Source organism: Ensifer sp. WSM1721, from assembly GCF_000513895.2.
In the GTDB taxonomy this organism is placed as follows: Bacteria; Pseudomonadota; Alphaproteobacteria; order Rhizobiales; family Rhizobiaceae; genus Sinorhizobium.
Genome location: NZ_CP165782.1, coordinates 16,870 through 33,090 on the forward strand (window position 1 = coordinate 16,870; position 16,221 = coordinate 33,090).

At 63.1% G+C, this 16,221-nt stretch carries 13 protein-coding genes; 9 read left to right on the forward strand and 4 right to left on the reverse strand.

Going from position 1 to position 16,221, the window contains the following annotated elements; genetic code table 11:
• Positions 1–4 precede the first annotated feature (4 nt).
• The gene (locus M728_RS00090) at positions 5–571 is read right to left on the reverse strand and encodes an LptA/OstA family protein (protein WP_026613474.1); all 567 of its coding nucleotides are present in this window, start codon (positions 569–571) and stop codon (positions 5–7) included.
• Positions 572–588: 17 nt separating this feature from the next.
• Positions 589–1,257, reverse strand: a complete 669-nt coding sequence (gene lptC / locus M728_RS00095; RefSeq protein ID WP_026613473.1) for an LPS export ABC transporter periplasmic protein LptC — start codon at positions 1,255–1,257, stop codon at positions 589–591.
• A gap of 432 nt (positions 1,258–1,689) precedes the next feature.
• Here lptC and sppA point away from each other — a divergent pair, with 432 nt between their 5' ends.
• The 3 genes from sppA to M728_RS00110 all read left to right on the forward strand — a co-directional run bounded on the left by sppA (position 1,690) and on the right by M728_RS00110 (position 3,588).
• A complete protein-coding gene (sppA, locus tag M728_RS00100) occupies positions 1,690–2,649 on the forward strand; it encodes a signal peptide peptidase SppA (protein ID WP_026619574.1) in 960 nt (319 codons plus the stop codon).
• Between the two features lie 103 nt (positions 2,650–2,752).
• Complete coding sequence (locus tag M728_RS00105; RefSeq protein ID WP_026613471.1) at positions 2,753–3,061, forward strand: integration host factor subunit beta; 309 nt, start codon at positions 2,753–2,755, stop codon at positions 3,059–3,061.
• Between the two features lie 182 nt (positions 3,062–3,243).
• A complete protein-coding gene (locus M728_RS00110) occupies positions 3,244–3,588 on the forward strand; it encodes a hypothetical protein (protein WP_026613470.1) in 345 nt (114 codons plus the stop codon).
• An 8-nt stretch (positions 3,589–3,596) separates the two neighbouring features.
• On the opposite strand, the gene M728_RS00115 is transcribed toward M728_RS00110, so the two are convergent.
• On the reverse strand, positions 3,597–4,055 hold the full coding sequence (locus tag M728_RS00115) for a carbon monoxide dehydrogenase subunit G (RefSeq protein ID WP_026619575.1): 459 nt from the start codon (positions 4,053–4,055) through the stop codon (positions 3,597–3,599).
• A 187-nt stretch (positions 4,056–4,242) separates the two neighbouring features.
• On the opposite strand from M728_RS00115, the gene M728_RS00120 reads away from it, so the two are divergent.
• The 5 genes from M728_RS00120 (at position 4,243) to M728_RS00140 (ending at position 10,293) form a co-directional block, all read left to right on the forward strand.
• Positions 4,243–5,400: a class I SAM-dependent rRNA methyltransferase gene (locus M728_RS00120; protein WP_026619576.1), complete on the forward strand. Its 1,158-nt coding sequence runs from the start codon at positions 4,243–4,245 to the stop codon at positions 5,398–5,400.
• On the forward strand, positions 5,397–6,254 hold the full coding sequence (locus tag M728_RS00125) for an RNA methyltransferase (RefSeq protein ID WP_026619577.1): 858 nt from the start codon (positions 5,397–5,399) through the stop codon (positions 6,252–6,254). The genes M728_RS00120 and M728_RS00125 overlap by 4 nt, the downstream gene beginning before the upstream one ends.
• Positions 6,254–6,754, forward strand: a complete 501-nt coding sequence (gene lspA, locus M728_RS00130; protein ID WP_026619578.1) for a signal peptidase II — start codon at positions 6,254–6,256, stop codon at positions 6,752–6,754. Before M728_RS00125 ends, lspA begins: the two co-directional genes overlap by 1 nt.
• A 160-nt stretch (positions 6,755–6,914) precedes the next feature.
• The gene (locus tag M728_RS00135) at positions 6,915–9,188 is read left to right on the forward strand and encodes an ATP-binding protein (RefSeq protein ID WP_026619579.1); all 2,274 of its coding nucleotides are present in this window, start codon (positions 6,915–6,917) and stop codon (positions 9,186–9,188) included.
• A 214-nt stretch (positions 9,189–9,402) separates the two neighbouring features.
• Positions 9,403–10,293 carry a GNAT family N-acetyltransferase gene (locus M728_RS00140; protein WP_026613464.1) on the forward strand — a complete coding sequence of 297 codons (891 nt, stop codon included), beginning with the start codon at positions 9,403–9,405 and terminating at the stop codon, positions 10,291–10,293.
• A gap of 558 nt (positions 10,294–10,851) precedes the next feature.
• On the opposite strand, the gene M728_RS00145 is transcribed toward M728_RS00140, so the two are convergent.
• Positions 10,852–13,137 (reverse strand): NADP-dependent malic enzyme, encoded by a 2,286-nt coding sequence (locus tag M728_RS00145; RefSeq protein WP_026619580.1) that lies wholly within the window; start codon positions 13,135–13,137, stop codon positions 10,852–10,854.
• A gap of 102 nt (positions 13,138–13,239) precedes the next feature.
• Here M728_RS00145 and mutS point away from each other — a divergent pair, with 102 nt between their 5' ends.
• Complete coding sequence (gene mutS / locus M728_RS00150; protein WP_026619581.1) at positions 13,240–15,990, forward strand: DNA mismatch repair protein MutS; 2,751 nt, start codon at positions 13,240–13,242, stop codon at positions 15,988–15,990.
• Positions 15,991–16,221 lie beyond the last annotated feature (231 nt).

The window sequence follows — 16,221 nt, forward strand, 5'->3', positions numbered from 1 at the left end:
TGTGTCAATTCTGCTGCTGCTTGCGGGACTGCGGGTCGAGTTGGATCTGCACGCGACCGCCACAGGCCTCGAGTTGTGCCTCGCCCGTGTCCATCTGCACGTTCAACTGGCAGCCGACGAAGACGTTCTTGCCCTCGGAAAGGACCACCTTCTGGCCCTTGAGCACGATCGTCTGGTCGGTCAGGTTGACAAGGCCGCTGTCGCCCGTCGCCTGCTGCGTGCCGGAGCTCAGGAACACCTTGTTGCTGACCTCGATCCGATCAATGTCGGCATTGCCGCTGGTGACCGAGCCTCCGCCCGCCTTGTAGAAGACGGTCATGTTGCCGGCCTGAAGCGTCGTCGTGCCCTGCACGACCTTCACGTTGCCGGTAAAGATCGCCTTGCTTTCCGGATCCTTGATCTCGAGCTTGTCGCTTTCGATTTGGATCGGCTTGTCGTTCGAGAGCTGGATCCCCTGCATGCGGCTGGACGTGGCCTGCGCCGAAGCAGTCGAAGCAATCAACAAAGCGCCAATTCCGGCAGCGGCCAGAGCGGCGGAAATTCTAAAAAAAACGGCAGGTTTGACCGACATGGCTGCACCGGGTCCTGTTATTTTGCGTTCTTGCGTATGGCGGTGGGTTCGATATTGACCCTTACCATGCCTTCGAATGTTACAATACGTCCCTTATCTGTCATTCGCAGCTTCTGCGCAACGATCGATCCGCCCTTCATGCTGATGGCAATCGGCTTTTTCGTTTCCATTTCGCCGGCATTGATATCCAGATAGGCCGACTGGAAATCGGCATTGACGCCATTATTCATGGAAATAGTGAACGGGGCGTTCATGTCGAGCGTGTTGGCGCCGCGATCGTAGATGCCGCTTGCTGCATCCACGGTCGCTATCAGCGTATCGTTGACCGGCATCTCGGCATGTATCGTCTCGAGCGTGATGATGTTCGGATTGGCGATATCCTGGAGCGCGCGCTCCGCCTTCATCGAATAGCTGATATCCTGCCTGTTGCGGCCGGAGATCGCCGGCTTCTGCATCACGATCTTGCCGTTCTCGATCGTCGCCGTTTCAAGCTGCAAATCTTCGGGAAGAAAGGCACGCACGAACGAAACCGCCGCGAAGATCAGCGCGATCGCGCCAGCCGCCACCGGCAGGATGACTTTCAGGCGCTTGACACGCGCCGAGTGCCGCGCGGCCGAAGCGTAGGCATCGGCGGAGCTCGTGCCATAGTCGGTAAAGATCCCGGGGGATCGCGCTTCGTTCAGCATGCGGGGCCTGTCAGTTTCGTTGGGGCTTCGGCGAATCCGAAGGATCCGCATTTACATACACTGGTGTAAGTCACGGCGAATATGGTTATTTTGTCGCCGGCCGACAATGGAGCGGCAAAAACTTTGCATTACGGCGAATGGGACCAGCTTCGGCTTTGAGCCGCCGCCACGCGCGACTATCTACTGCATGTTTCCTCAAAGTGCTACGGCGAGCCTTGTGCCTCCGAAGGACACGTCGCGCTATTGGTAGGGCTAGCTTGCCGCAGCTCGCGCAGATAGCATGTTTCCCGGGAAACTGACAGGACTACTGCATGTTTCCTTAAACGTACCGATTTAAGGACAAAAACATGCAGCAATTCAAAGTGCTACAGCGACCTTTGTGCGTCTGAAAAGACGCACGGCGCTGTAGGACCACAAAATCGGGAGAAACTGATGGACGAACTCGCCATTGTCGACCGCCGCAACTTGCGCAGAAAGCTGAGCTTCTGGCGCTGGGCGGCGGCGGCCATCCTCGCGGCCGCAGGCCTCGCGCTGTTTGTCTTTTCCGGCTGGAGTGAAGTGACAGAGCGCGCCCGCGATCACGTTGCCCGCGTGACCGTTTCGGGCCTCATCCAGGATGACCGGGAACTGGTGCAGCGGCTGGAGAGGATCGCCGACAACCCATCCGTCAAGGCCCTGATCGTGACGATATCCTCCCCGGGCGGGACCACCTATGGCGGTGAAATCATTTACAAGGCGATCCGCAAGGTTGCCGCGAAGAAGCCGGTCGTCTCGAACGTGCGGACGCTTGCCGCCTCCGCCGGCTATCTAATCGCGCTCGCCGGCGATCGGATCGTCGCCGGCGAGACATCCATCACCGGCTCGATCGGGGTCATCTTCCAGTATCCGCAGGTCAAGGATTTGATGGACAAGCTCGGCGTGTCGCTTGAGTCGATCAAGTCGAGGCCGCTCAAGGCCGAACCGTCTCCGTTTCACCCTCCGAGCCCCGAGGCGAGGGCAATGATTCAGACGATGATCGACGACAGCTACGACTGGTTCGTCGACCTCGTGGCCGAGCGACGCAAGCTGCCGCGAGCAGACGCGCTCGCCCTTGCGGACGGCCGCATATTCACCGGGCGCCAGGCGCTCGAGGGCAAGCTTGTCGACACGCTTGGCGGCGACGACGAGATCAGGGCCTTTCTGGCCGAGCGCAAGGTATCGAGCGACCTCCCGGTGGTCGATTGGGAGGCGCCGAGCAGCACGTTGCCCTTCGGCCTCGGAGCGCTCGTCGCCGAATGGGTCAAGGCGTTGGGATATGAAGCTTTTCCGGGCGCGAAGGGCCTCGAAAAAATGGGCCTAGACAAGTTGTTTCTTGACGGTCTTGTCTCCGTTTGGCAGGTTGATGGGCAGTGAGGAAGGTGTGCTGCCCTGCGCCCCTGGGGCCGTAACCGCAGGCCGGCGTCAGTCGAGACTTCCGAACGCAGACAGAACAAGCAAAAAAACCAAGGGGGCGAAAGTGATCAAGTCAGAACTGGTGCAGATTGTGGCGGCGCGCAATCCGCATCTCTATCACCGCGATGTCGAGAATATCGTCAATGCGGTCCTCGATGAGATCACCGATGCGCTCGCGGCTGGAAACCGGGTTGAACTGCGCGGCTTCGGCGCCTTCTCGGTCAAGAATCGGCCTTCACGCTCCGGTCGCAACCCGCGAACGGGCGATTCCGTTTTCGTCGAGGAAAAATGGGTGCCGTTCTTCAAGACCGGCAAGGAACTGCGCGAGCGGCTCAATCCCGGCATGAACGGCAAGAACAACGACGACGATTGACGCGCGGTGCAGCCCTATAGGAGCACATGGCCTCCCCGGATGCAGGGCACTCTGCATCTCTTTCAAATCTACACGTCGTGCTTTGCCGAAATCAACTGAAACAGACGCGGCAGCGGGATGAGGGCGGAAAATCGCCTGCGCTTTCCTCATCCTGCTCTAGTTCTTACGATCGGAGCGGGTGCATGCTCAAGAAAGTGATCAACATCGTCGTCCTTGTGCCGCTGGGCATCGTCCTCGTCCTCTTGAGCGTTGCCAATCGCCAGACGGTGACATTCGCGCTCAATCCCTTCAACACCGCCGACCGCGTGCTTTCGGTCTCGGCACCCTTCTTCGTCTTCCTGTTTCTCGCCGTCATTCTCGGCCTCGTTCTCGGGGCTGCGGCGACTTGGTTCGCCCAAGGAAAATATCGCCGTCGTGCACGCAACGAGGCCAGCGAGGCGCTGAAGTGGCATCGCGAGGCTGAAAAGCAGCGCAGCCAGGCAGAGAAGCTGGCGGCGCAGGCGAGCCTGCCGTCACCGCAGAACTGAAGGCGGCCTCAGCTCGCCGCTTCCGCCGTGCCGCTGACGATGAGATTGAAATCCGCGAAGAATTGCTGGGCGAGCTTGCGCGCGGTCGAATCGATCAGGCGCGAACCGAGCTGGGCCAGCTTGCCACCGACTTCGGCCCTGACGTCATAACGCAGCACCGTTTCGTCGCCCTCCTCGGAAAGCGTGACGTCGGCGCCGCCCTTGGCGAAACCGGCGACCCCGCCCTTTCCTTCGCCCGATATCGTGTAACTCGCAGGCGGGCTCAGATTGGAGAGGGTGACGTTGCCGTTGAACGTTGCCGACACCGGGCCGATCTTGACCTTGACGACAGCGGCGAGCTCTGTCGGCGATTTCATCTCGAGCGACTGGCAACCCGGAATGCACCGCCTCAGAATGTCCGGGTCATTCAAGCATTGCCACACCGTATCGCGGGCGGCCGCAATACGTTCCTCCCCCTTCATCTCCATGCCGTTTCCTCCCTTGCGCTCCTTTTCGCGATCTTCGCAAATCGGAAACGGCTTTGCCAAGAGCATCGGCGGTGCTATTTGCACGCTTGAGCATGGTGCGCGTCGAATCCGGACGCGTGAAGGCGCAGATGCACGGTTCAGGAGTGCACACGCTCGGTTGGTTTGAGCAAGGTCCAAGGGTCAGCGCGTGAAGGAAAAAGATCGGCGATCGAAAAACGCCTCCGTCACAACGGCAAAAGGCCGAGGCGCGGAGGCACGCGGCGGCCGGCAGGAGCTGCGGCATCTGCCGCCGAAGGGTGCCGGGCCAAGAGGCAAGGCCGGCGGACCGCCACCCCCGAAAACACTTCCGCGGAAGGCAGTGGCGCAGGAGACCGGGCGGCCGTCCGCGCAGGAGAGCGCATCCGTGCGCCGCATTGAGCTCAGAACCGGCGAGAAACCGGCCGAGACGGTGCCGCTGATCCTGGAGACTGCGGCAACCGCCGGCTATCATCTGATCGACAGCGGCGACGGCGAGAAGCTGGAGCAATACGGGCCTTACCGCATCGTCCGGCCCGAGGCCCAGGCGCTATGGCCGAAGGCCCTGCCGGCATCCGTCTGGGACAAGGCCGACGCCCTCTTCACCGGCGATACCGACGAGGACGGCATGGGGCGCTGGCGCTTCCCGCGCGAGGTGCTCGGCGAGACCTGGCCGATGCGGCTCCTCGACACGGACTTCCTCGGTCGTTTCACCTCCTTTCGCCACGTCGGCGTCTTTCCTGAGCAGCTCGCCCATTGGTCGTGGATGAAGGATGAGGCGGAGGCCGCCGGCCGACCGCTGAAGGTCCTCAATCTCTTCGGATATACCGGCGTCGCCTCGCTGATCGCTGCCAAGGCGGGCGCAGAGGTAACCCATGTGGACGCCTCCAAGAAGGCGATCGGCTGGGCGCGCGAGAACCAGGCACTGGCACGCGCCGAAAAGCTGCCGATCCGCTGGATCTGCGACGACGCGATGAAGTTCATCCAGCGCGAGGAGCGGCGCGGCAGCCGCTACGATATCATTCTGACCGACCCGCCCAAGTTCGGCCGCGGCCCGAATGGCGAGGTCTGGCAGCTCTTCGACCACCTGCCGGCGATGCTGGACATCTGTCGCGAGATCCTGTCGCCTGAAGCGCGGGGCCTCGTGCTGACGGCCTATTCCATCCGGGCAAGCTTCTACTCGATCCACGAACTCATGCGCGAGACGATGCGCGGGCGTGCCGGCCGGGTGGAATCGGGCGAGCTCATCATCCGTGAGGGCGGTCTCGATGGCTCCAAGCCGGGCCGGGCACTCTCCACCTCACTCTTCAGCCGCTGGGTACCGAAATGACGCATGAGAGAAACGATCACGGCACGCCGCGCGTCGGCCAGGTGAAGGAGGTCACCAGTCTCACCAATCCGATCGTCAAGGATATCCGCGCGCTCGCGCAGAAGAAGCATCGGGACGACACGCGTTCCTTCATGGCGGAAGGCCTGAAGCTCGTCATCGACGCGCTCGATCTCGGATGGAGGATCAAGACGCTCGTCTATGCCAAGGCGGCGAAGGGCAAGCCCCAGGTCGAGCAGGTGGCGGCGAAGACCGTGGCAAAGGGCGGGCTCGTGCTCGAGGTCAGCGAGAAGGTGATCTCGACGATCACCCGGCGCGACAATCCGCAGATGGTCGTCGGCATCTTCGAACAGCGCTACCGGGCGCTCAAGGACATCCGCCCGCAGGAGGGCGAGACCTATGTGGCGCTCGACCGCGTGCGCGATCCCGGCAATCTCGGCACGATCATCCGCACGGCTGACGCGGCCGGCGCTTCCGGCATCATCCTTGTCGGCGAGACCACCGATCCCTTTTCGCTCGAGACGGTGCGCGCGACCATGGGCTCGGTTTTCGCCATGCCGATCGCGCGGGCGAGCGCGGAGGATTTCATCGCATGGCAAAAAGCCGCCGGCGTTCGGGTCGTCGCGACTCATCTGGCGGGCTCTGTCGACTATCGGACGATCGACTACAAGTCGAAGCCGGTCGTGCTCTTGATGGGCAACGAGCAGGCGGGCCTCCCGGTGGAACTCGCGCGCGAGGCGGGCGCGCTCGCGCGCATCCCGCAGGCGGGGCGCGCAGACTCGCTCAACCTCGCCATCGCCACTGGCATCATGCTGTTCGAGGCGCGGCGTCATCTTCTGTCTCTGGATGCCGGCTGATGATAGAAAGCAAGACCCTGTTCTCGCGGCCGCTGCCGATCGCGATCTTTATCCTCGTCGCGCTCGCCACCGACCAGCTCCTCAAATACCTGGTGGAAGCCTTCCTGCCGTTCCAGGAGGCCGTGCCGGTCATTCCGATGCTCGCGCTCTACCGGACCTATAATTACGGCGTCGCCTTCTCGATGCTCTCCGGAATGGAGGGCTGGTTCATCGTCGGCATCCGGCTGGCCGTCGTCGCCTTCGTTCTCTGGTTGTGGCGCCGCACGCCGAAGGATCGCTTCTTCGCCCATCTCGGCTATGCCATGATCATCGCCGGCGCGCTCGGCAATCTCGTCGACCGGCTGCTCTTCGGCTACGTCATCGACTATATCCTGTTCCATACCGCTACATGGTCCTTCGCGGTCTTCAACCTGGCGGACAGCTTCATCACGGTCGGAGCGGGCGCAATCATCCTCGACGAACTGCAGCAGGCGAAAAAGGCGCGATCGCTAAAACTTTAGAAATGCGCTGAAGGCATTCGGAAGGCTCCCCATGCTAGCGCGGGATGAGGAAAAGTGCGTGCGGTTTTCCGCCCGCATCCCGCGTCAACTTATTAGAGTCGATCACGTTCATGATTTGGGTTGATCCGACCTAAAATCATCGCGATCTAGGGCCAAGAGCATGAGCGAGCCGTCACGAATTCAGCGATCGATGGCGACGGGCGGGGGCACGGCTCCCCGCGCAAGAGAGCGTGCGCCCGCCGCTTTGATGCGGAACGCCGCCGCGCTCCTGCCGGCGACCGGCACCATTCCATGCCCTTCCGTTATCCGGACCGCCTTTGCCCTTGTGGGCATCATCGCGGCAACGTTGGTCCTTGCCATCGGCGCAAGCGCCGGCATCCATCTGCTGCCGGCACTCGTCGCCGTCGGTGGCCTTGCCGGGGCGTTCCTGCTTCTTGCCGAGGATAGGGGGCCGCCGGCGCCGAAGCGGGCAAAGAGGGACGAAGACGCGCATGACGCGGCGTGGCAGTGCTCGGAAACTGCGGCGCTGTTTTCGACCATCCATGACGCGCTGGGCGATCTCGCCATCGTCCGCGACATGGACGGCAGGATCGTCGAGGCCAACGGCATCTTCCGGCAAGTCAGCGGCCGTGCCGAAGCCAGAGGATCGACCTGCGCCGAGCTGGGATTGCGCTTCGAACCGGGATCGCGTCCCGACCGTTATCTCGTCCGCATCGCGACGCCCTCGGGCACCCGCCTTTACGATTGGCACGACGTCGTGGTGCGCGAGCCGATACGCGGCCGGCTGATGCGTCACAGCATCGCCCGCGACATAACCGAGGAGGCATTGGCTGCAAGCCAGAGGGAAGAGGCACGCCGCCGCGCGGAGGAGGCGAGCAGGGCGAAATCGCGCCTGCTCGCGACCGTCAGCCACGAGATCCGCACGCCGCTTTCCGGCCTCCTCGGCATGAGCCGCCTGCTTGCCGAGACGCGACTGTCCAGCGAGCAGGAGAATTATCTCGCCGGCATGCAGCAGTCCGGCCACGCGCTGGTGCAACTCGTCGAGGATCTGATCGACTTTTCGTCGCTCTCGGCCGGACGGTTCCTGTTGCACCCCTCGCCGCAGGACTTGCGTCAGGTGATCGAGAACGTGGTGGAAATGCTGTCTCCCCGCGCGCACGAGAAAGGCATCGAAATCGGCGCGACGGTTGCCGCGGACGTGCCCTCGCTGATGGCCTTCGATGCGGCGCGCCTTCGCCAGGTGCTGTTCAACGTGATCGGCAATGCGGTCAAGTTCACGGAAGCGGGCGGTGTGCTTGTCACCGCCGATGTCGGTAAAGCCTTCGTGCGCATCCGCATCGACGACAGCGGCCCCGGCATGTCCGCCGACGAGCTCGCCCGCGTCTTCGAGGAGTTCGAGCAGGCCGGCGACGACGCTCAGCGCGCCAAGGGTACTGGCCTCGGTCTCGCGATATCGCGCCGGATCATGGAGACATTCGGCGGCAGCCTGGCGGCTTCGAGCGTCGCTGGAACGGGAAGCCGTTTCGAAGTCCGCTTTCCGGTGGAGGGGACCGATCTCTCCTCTGCTCCGTCACGTGACAGAGTGCTTTCGGGCGCGGACGTGCTTGTTCTCGCGCCGGACGGCCCAGCCTCCATCGCGCTTGCCGCGACCATCGAGACGCTCGGCGGCCGATGCCATCGGGCGACGACGGTCGCCGTCGCCCGGGGCGTGATCGCGCGCTCGGCGACCGATCGTCTGCCGCTGACGGATATCATCGTCGATCACCGCTATGCGGCCGAGTTTCGGGAGCTTCTCGCATCGGAGCCGGCGATGGGACGCCTCCGCTTGCGCAGGACCTGTCTCATCAGCCCCGAGGAGCGCGCAAACCATCCCGTCAGCCGAATGGGCGGATACGAGGCCTGGTTGATCCGGCCCCTGCGCGAGAAGTCCTTGGTCGAGGTGCTGCTCGGCCACCGGCGCGGCATCGAGAAGCGCGACGCGATCAACGACAACGGGCCGGTGCTGCGGGATGTGCCGGCTGCTGCTTCCGCCTCCTCGAAAGCTGCTCCCGGCATCCTGCTTGCGGAGGACGATCCGGTCAATGCGCTCGTTTTGCGCACGGTCCTCGAACGCGCCGGCCATGCCGTCGATCACGTCGAGGACTTTGCGGGCCTCGAGACTGCGCTCCGTGGCGACGCCACCGGCGCGCCGCCCGCCCTCATCGTCACAGACTTCAACATGCCGGGCGGGGACGGTTTCGCCATGCTCCGGCGCCTTCGCGAAAGGGAGGCGACCGGCCAGCGACGGCGCGTACCGGTCGTTGTCCTGACCTCGGACGTCCGCAGCGACCTGCATCAGCGCCTCATCGCCGCCGGCGCGGACGCGGTGCTCGCCAAGCCCGCCGAACCGGCGCGGCTCCTTGCGGAAGTCGCCCGCTTCATTGAAGGGCGGTGAGAAGAAATGCGAGCGGTCCCCCCCCCCGCACTCCCGCACCTCAACGGCTTGGATCAGGCTTACGCTTGATGGCTGTAATATAGATTAACAGCAGCTTATAATGGTGCACCATCAGCATCGCGCCCTACCGGGGTTGCATAGTCTGTTCGTGTCACTATCTTGTTGCAGAAACGTGGTCTAAGCCCGGCAGGAAAGCGATTCGGGATGACACGGTATGACAATCGAACTTCTGGATTCGACAGGCGTGGCTGATGCTGCACAGCCTTGCGTCCGCAAGACGATCGCGGCGCCGGCAACCGATGTTCTCGGCCGCATCGCCAATCTCGAGACGCGGCTTGCCCGTACGGCCGCCGAGATCGATGCGGCGCAGGCCGTGCGCTACAGGGTCTTCGTCGAGGAGATGAAAGCGCAGGTGGCGCCCGAGGCTGAGCGACGCAAGCGCGACATCGACGGCTGGGATGCGATCTGCGACCATCTGCTCGTGCTCGACACGTCTATCGAGGGCGATCCGGAAGAGCAAATCGTTGGCACTTACCGCCTGCTGCGCCAGGAAGTCGCGGAACGGGCAGGCGGTTTCTACTCCGCCTCGGAATTCGCGATCGATGAACTGCTCGCGCGCCACCCAGGTAAACGCTTCATGGAACTCGGCCGCTCCTGCGTGCTGCCCGAATACCGCACCAAGCGTACGGTCGAGCTCCTCTGGCAGGGCAATTGGGCTTATGCCCTGAGGCATGGTGTCGACGCCATGTTCGGCTGCGGCTCGTTTCCGGGCGTCGTTCCCGAAGAGCATGCACTGGCGCTTTCTTTCCTCCATCACAACATTCGGACGAAGGACGAGTGGGCCGTTTCCGCCCGACCTGAACTTCACCGGACGATGGATCTGATGCCGTCGGAGGCGATCAATCCCAAGAAGGCGCTTGCAGCGCTTCCGCCCCTGATCAAGGGCTACATGCGGCTGGGCGCGATGGTCGGCGACGGCGCGGTGGTAGATCACGCCTTCCGCACCACCGATGTTCTGATCGTTCTGCCGATCAGCAATATCTCCGGCCGATATCTCAACTATTACGGTGCCGACGCAGGGCGGTTTTCCTCGTCGGTATCCTAGTCCTCTTCAGAACAGGCGATATCGAGCGAACCAATTTGAGAGCCTGGACGGCATTCGATTTCGCGTTTTCTGACAAAGGGCGCGCAGCAGGGCGACCGCGGCTACATGTCTTGGTCTGTAGTAGTATTAACCAGTTGTTAATGATGTATTTGACTTTCGATTTTGAAAGAGCGAAGTGTATCGTCGTGGTTGATCTGGATTTAATGACGAAGAAATGTAAAAAGATAAAGGGGAAGATGGGCTAGCCGACTGGAGGGAGTCGATGACGCTATCAAGTCCCTGGATTTTTCATCACGTAGGAGATAGGTCGGCCATTATGTATTGAGCCCGCTTCCATTCCCAGGAAGGCGGGCTCTTATTTTGTTTGGAGTATGTGTGTCGTTACTGTACGGCCTTTAGGAGGAATGTTCAGCCGCGACGCGATTGCGTTCGGAAACGGGACATCTACAGCGCCGTGCGTCTTTTCAGACGCACAAAGGACGCTGTAGCCCTTTGAGTTGCTGCATGTTTTGTCCTTAAATCGGGTACAATCTAAGGAAACATGCAGTAAAACGGGATTCAGGTGCCCGCATTATAGGCTGCGATCGCCGCCATGTTGACGAGATCGGAGTCCTTTGCCGACATGGAGGCGATCTGTACCGACTTGTCGAGGCCGACGAGCAGCGGGCCGATAACCGTCGAGCCGCCCAGTTCCTGGAGCATCTTGGTCGAGATCGAAGCCGAGTGGAAGGCGGGCATCACCAGGACATTGGCGGTGCCGGACAGCCGGCAGAATGGATACTGCTCCATCACCCGGTGATTGAGTGCCACGTCTGCAGCCATTTCGCCGTCATATTCGAAATCGACGCGGCGCTTGTCGAGGATCTTGACGGCCTCACGCACCCGCTCGGAGCGTTCACCGGAGGGGTGGCCGAAGGTGGAATAGGCGAGCATGGCCACACGCGGCATGTAACCGAGCCGCTTTGCAAGACCGGCGGCCTCCTCGGCGATGTCGGCCAGCTCCTCGGCTGTCGGCATGTCGTGCACCGCCGTGTCGGCAACGAGCACCGTGCGGCCGCGGCAAAGCGCGATCGTCACGCCGATCACCCGATGGCCGGGCTTGGCGTCGATGCAGCGGCGAACGTCTTCAAGCGCCGTCGAATAGTTTCGCGTAAGGCCGGTCACCATGCCGTCGGCGTCGCCGAGCGCCACCATCGAGGCGGCGAAGTGGTTGCGGTCGTTGTTGATCAGCCGCTGCACGTCGCGGTGCAGATAGCCTTTGCGCTGGAGCCGCGCATAGAGGTAATCCGTGTAGGCCGCCACGCGCTTCGAAAGCCGCGCATTGACGATCTGGATTCCGGGCCGGTCTAGGTCGATGCCCTCCTGCTCCGCAGTTTCGCGCATCTGCTCCTCGCGACCGAGCAGGATCGCCGTGCCGAGCTGCTGGTTGGCGTAGGCGATGGCGGAGCGCATCATCTGCACTTCCTCGCCTTCGGCAAAGACGATGCGCTTCGGCTGGCGGCGGACGCGCTCGTAAATGCGCTGCAGCGTCGAGGCGATCGGGTCGCGCCGTGCGGAAAGCTGCTGCCCATAGGCGTTGAGGTCCTCGATCGGCTTGCGGGCGACGCCGCTCTCCATCGCCGCCTTGGCGACGGCCATCGGAATGGCCGATATGAGGCGCGGATCGAACGGAACCGGGATGATGTATTGCGGCCCGAAGCGCGGCCGGTTGCCCTGGTAGGCGGCGGCGACATCGTCCGGCACGTCCTCCTTCGCGAGGTTCGCGAGCGCTTCCGCCGCGGCGATTTTCATCGCGTCGTTGATCGTCGAGGCGCGCACGTCGAGAGCGCCGCGGAAGATGTAGGGGAAGCCGAGAACGTTGTTCACCTGGTTCGGATAGTCCGAACGGCCGGTCGCGACGATCGCGTCGTCGCGGATTTGCGCGACCTCCTCAGGCGTGATTTCCGGATCCGGATTGGCCATGGCGAAGATGATCGGCTTCGGCGCCATGGAGCGCACCATGTCCGCGGAGAGGGCGCCCTTTGCCGAAAGCCCGAAGAACACGTCCGAGCCCTCCAGCGCCTCGGCGAGCGTCCGGCGCTCGGTCTCGACCGCGTGCGCGGACTTCCACTGGTTCATGCCTTCAGTGCGACCCGTGTAGATCACGCCCTTGGTGTCGCAGAGGATGACGTTTTCCGGGTTGAAGCCCATGGCCTTGATGAGCTCGACGCAGGCGATCGCCGCAGCACCCGCGCCGTTGCAGACGAGCTTCGTCGTCTTGAAGTCACGGCCCGTCAGCGTCAGCGCGTTGATGAGGCCAGCGGCCGCGATGATCGCGGTGCCGTGCTGGTCGTCATGGAAGACCGGGATGTCCATCACCTCGCGCAGCCGCTGCTCGATGATGAAGCAGTCCGGCGCCTTGATGTCCTCGAGATTGATGCCACCGAAGGAGGGACCGAGGAAGCGGACGCAATTGACGAATTCGTCGACATTCTCGGTGTCCACTTCGAGGTCGATCGAATCGACATCGGCAAAGCGCTTGAAAAGGACGGATTTGCCTTCCATCACCGGCTTGGAAGCGAGCGCGCCGAGGTTGCCGAGGCCGAGGATCGCGGTGCCGTTCGAGATCACCGCCACCATGTTGCCGCGCGAGGTGTAATCGTAGGCCGTCGCCGGATCGTCGGCGATCGCTTTAACGGGAACGGCGACGCCGGGGGAATAGGCGAGCGACAGGTCGCGCTGCGTTGCCATCGGCTTCGTTGGCGAGATCTCCAGCTTTCCGGGACGACCCTGGGAGTGAAAATCGAGCGCCTCCTGCGCGGTGACGCTCGTCATCGTGCGGTCGGACTTGTCGGTAGCCGGCATGTTTCCTCAACCTCCTGTGGGCGACCCCTCCGGTCCGCCTCTTTGGTGTTGTCGTCTATAAATGCTTGCGGATAGTGTGACATCTCTTTTTTTGGAACAATCATGAATTTCCTGATGGATGCATCGAACCCCACGGGCGACGTCCTTTCCGTGTCCGACCTCGCCAGCGAGGTGAGCCGCTCCGCCGCCACGCCGATGATGGAGCAGTTCATCGAGATCAAGGCGAACAACCCGGATTCGCTGCTGTTCTACCGCATGGGCGATTTCTACGAGTTGTTTTTCCAGGACGCGGTCGAAGCCTCGCGCGCCCTCGGGATCACGCTGACGAAGCGCGGCCAGCACTTAGGCCAGGAAATCCCGATGTGCGGCGTGCCGGTCCATGCCGCCGACGACTATCTGCAGAAGCTGATTGCGCTCGGCTTCCGGGTCGCCGTCTGCGAGCAGGTGGAAGATCCGGCGGAAGCCAAGAAGCGCGGCAGCAAGTCGGTCGTGCGCCGCGACGTCGTGCGCCTGGTGACGCCGGGGACGATCACCGAGGACAAGCTGCTTTCACCCTCGGAATCCAACTATCTGATGGCGCTCGCACGCATCCGCAGCAGCGGTTCCGAACCTGGCTACGCCCTTGCCTGGATCGACATTTCGACCGGCATCTTCCGTCTCGCCGAGACGGCGCAGAACCGTCTGCTTGCCGACATATTGCGGATAGAGCCGCGCGAGCTGATCCTGCCCGACACCGTCTTCCACGAGCCGGAGTTGCGGCCGGTCTTCGACGTGCTCGGCCGCGTCGCCGTACCGCAACCCGCCGTCCTCTTCGACAGCGCGACGGCGGAGGGACGCATTTGCCGCTATTACGGCGTGAAGACGCTCGACGGCTTCGGCAGCTTCTCGCGCGCCGAGCTTGCAGCCGCTTCCGCCGCGATCTCTTACGTCGAGAAGACACAGCTTCAGGAGCGTCCGGCGCTAGGCACTCCCGAACGGGAAAGCGTCGCCTCGACGCTCTTCATCGATCCGGCGACCCGCGCCAATCTGGAATTGGTCAAGACGCTCTCCGGCTCCCGCGAAGGAAGCCTGCTGAGAGCCCTCGACCGCACCGTCACCAGCGGCGGCGCCCGGCTTCTTGCCGAGCGGCTGATGTCGCCGTTGACCGACCCCGAGCGAATTAACGAACGGCTCGATTCCATCGAGATCCTGATCGACCAGCCGAGCTTTGCGGCGGACGTCCGCGATGCGCTCCGGCGTGCACCGGATATGCCGCGCGCCCTGTCGCGGCTGGCGCTTGGCCGCGGCGGCCCCCGCGACCTCGGCGCGATCCAGGCGGGCTTGCGCGCATCGGCGGCAATCTCGGCGCTGCTTTCGAGCGCGCCTCTTTCGGCGGAATTGACCGAAGCGCGGGACGCGATCGCCGCCTTGCCGGCTGATTTGCTCGTGCGCCTCGATTCGACGCTTGCCGAGGAACTGCCGTTTCTGAAGCGCGACGGCGGCTTCCTGCGCGAGGGAGCGAGCGCCGAGCTTGACGAGATGCGGGCGCTGCGCGACCAGTCGCGCCGCGTGATCGCCGGCCTGCAGCTCCAATATTGCGAAGAGACCGGTATCAAGTCGCTGAAGATCAAACATAACAATGTGCTCGGCTATTTCATCGAGGTGACCGCCGGCAATGCCGGCGCGATGACCGACACGGATGCCGGCCGAGCCCGTTTCATCCATCGCCAGACTATGGCGAACGCCATGCGCTTCACCACGACCGAGCTCGCCGAACTCGAGACCAAGATCGCCAATGCCGCCGACCGGGCGCTGGCGATCGAGCTCCAGGCCTTCGAGGCGATGACGCGCGAGGTGGTCGCCAATGCCGAGGCGATAAAGGCGGCAGCGCTTGCGCTTGCGACCTTCGACGTCTCGGCCGGTCTCGCCGTCCTTGCCGAGGAGCAAAATTATGCGCGCCCCGTCGTCGATCACTCGCGGATGTTCGCCATCGAAGGCGGGCGCCACCCGGTCGTCGAGCAGGCGCTGAGGCGCCAGGCGGCCAATCCCTTCGTCGCCAATGGCTGCGACCTGTCGCCTCCGGTTGGTCAGGACGGCGGCTCGATCTGGTTGCTCACCGGCCCGAATATGGGCGGCAAGTCGACCTTCCTGCGCCAGAACGCGCTGATCGCGATCATGGCGCAGATGGGCTCCTTCGTGCCGGCCGCCGCCGCGCATATCGGCGTCGTCGACCGGCTCTTCTCGCGCGTCGGCGCTTCGGACGATTTGGCGCGCGGCCGCTCGACCTTCATGGTCGAGATGGTCGAGACGGCGGCGATCCTCAACCAGGCGACCGACCGCTCGCTGGTGATCCTCGACGAGATCGGCCGCGGCACGGCGACCTTCGACGGTCTGTCGATCGCCTGGGCGGCGGTCGAGCATCTGCACGAGGTCAATCGCTGCCGCGGTCTCTTCGCCACGCATTTCCATGAATTGACGGTGCTTTCGGAAAAGCTCGGCCGACTCTCCAACGCGACGATGCGGGTGAAGGAATGGGACGGCGACGTGATCTTCCTGCACGAGGTCGGTCCTGGCGCCGCCGACCGCTCCTACGGCATTCAGGTCGCCCGTCTTGCCGGCCTGCCCGCTTCGGTTGTTGCGCGCGCGAAGGACGTGCTCGCCAAGCTCGAGGATGCCGACCGCAAGAACCCGGCCAGCCAGCTCATCGACGACCTGCCGCTCTTCCAGGTCGCGGTCAGGCGCGAGGAGGCGGCGAGGGCATCCGGGCCCTCAAAGGTCGAGGAGGCGCTGAAGGCCCTGAACCCGGACGACATGACGCCGCGCGAGGCGCTGGAGGCTCTCTATGCGCTGAAGAAGGAAGCTGCGAGCCGCTGAGGCCGCCGCCTGTCAGCACTGTCCGATCTGCTCGATTTTCCCCTGTCATCCGGTGGGCAAAAACGTTATACAGCGCCGCGTGCCTTTCAATCCGGCACCCGAGATCACGATGATCTTTGGGTCGACTCGACCCAAATGATAAACGTGATCGATTTAAGGACGTTGGAGCGGGATGTAGGCGGAAAACCGCTTCACACTTTTCCTCATCCCGCTCTAGTAATTGAAATGCTG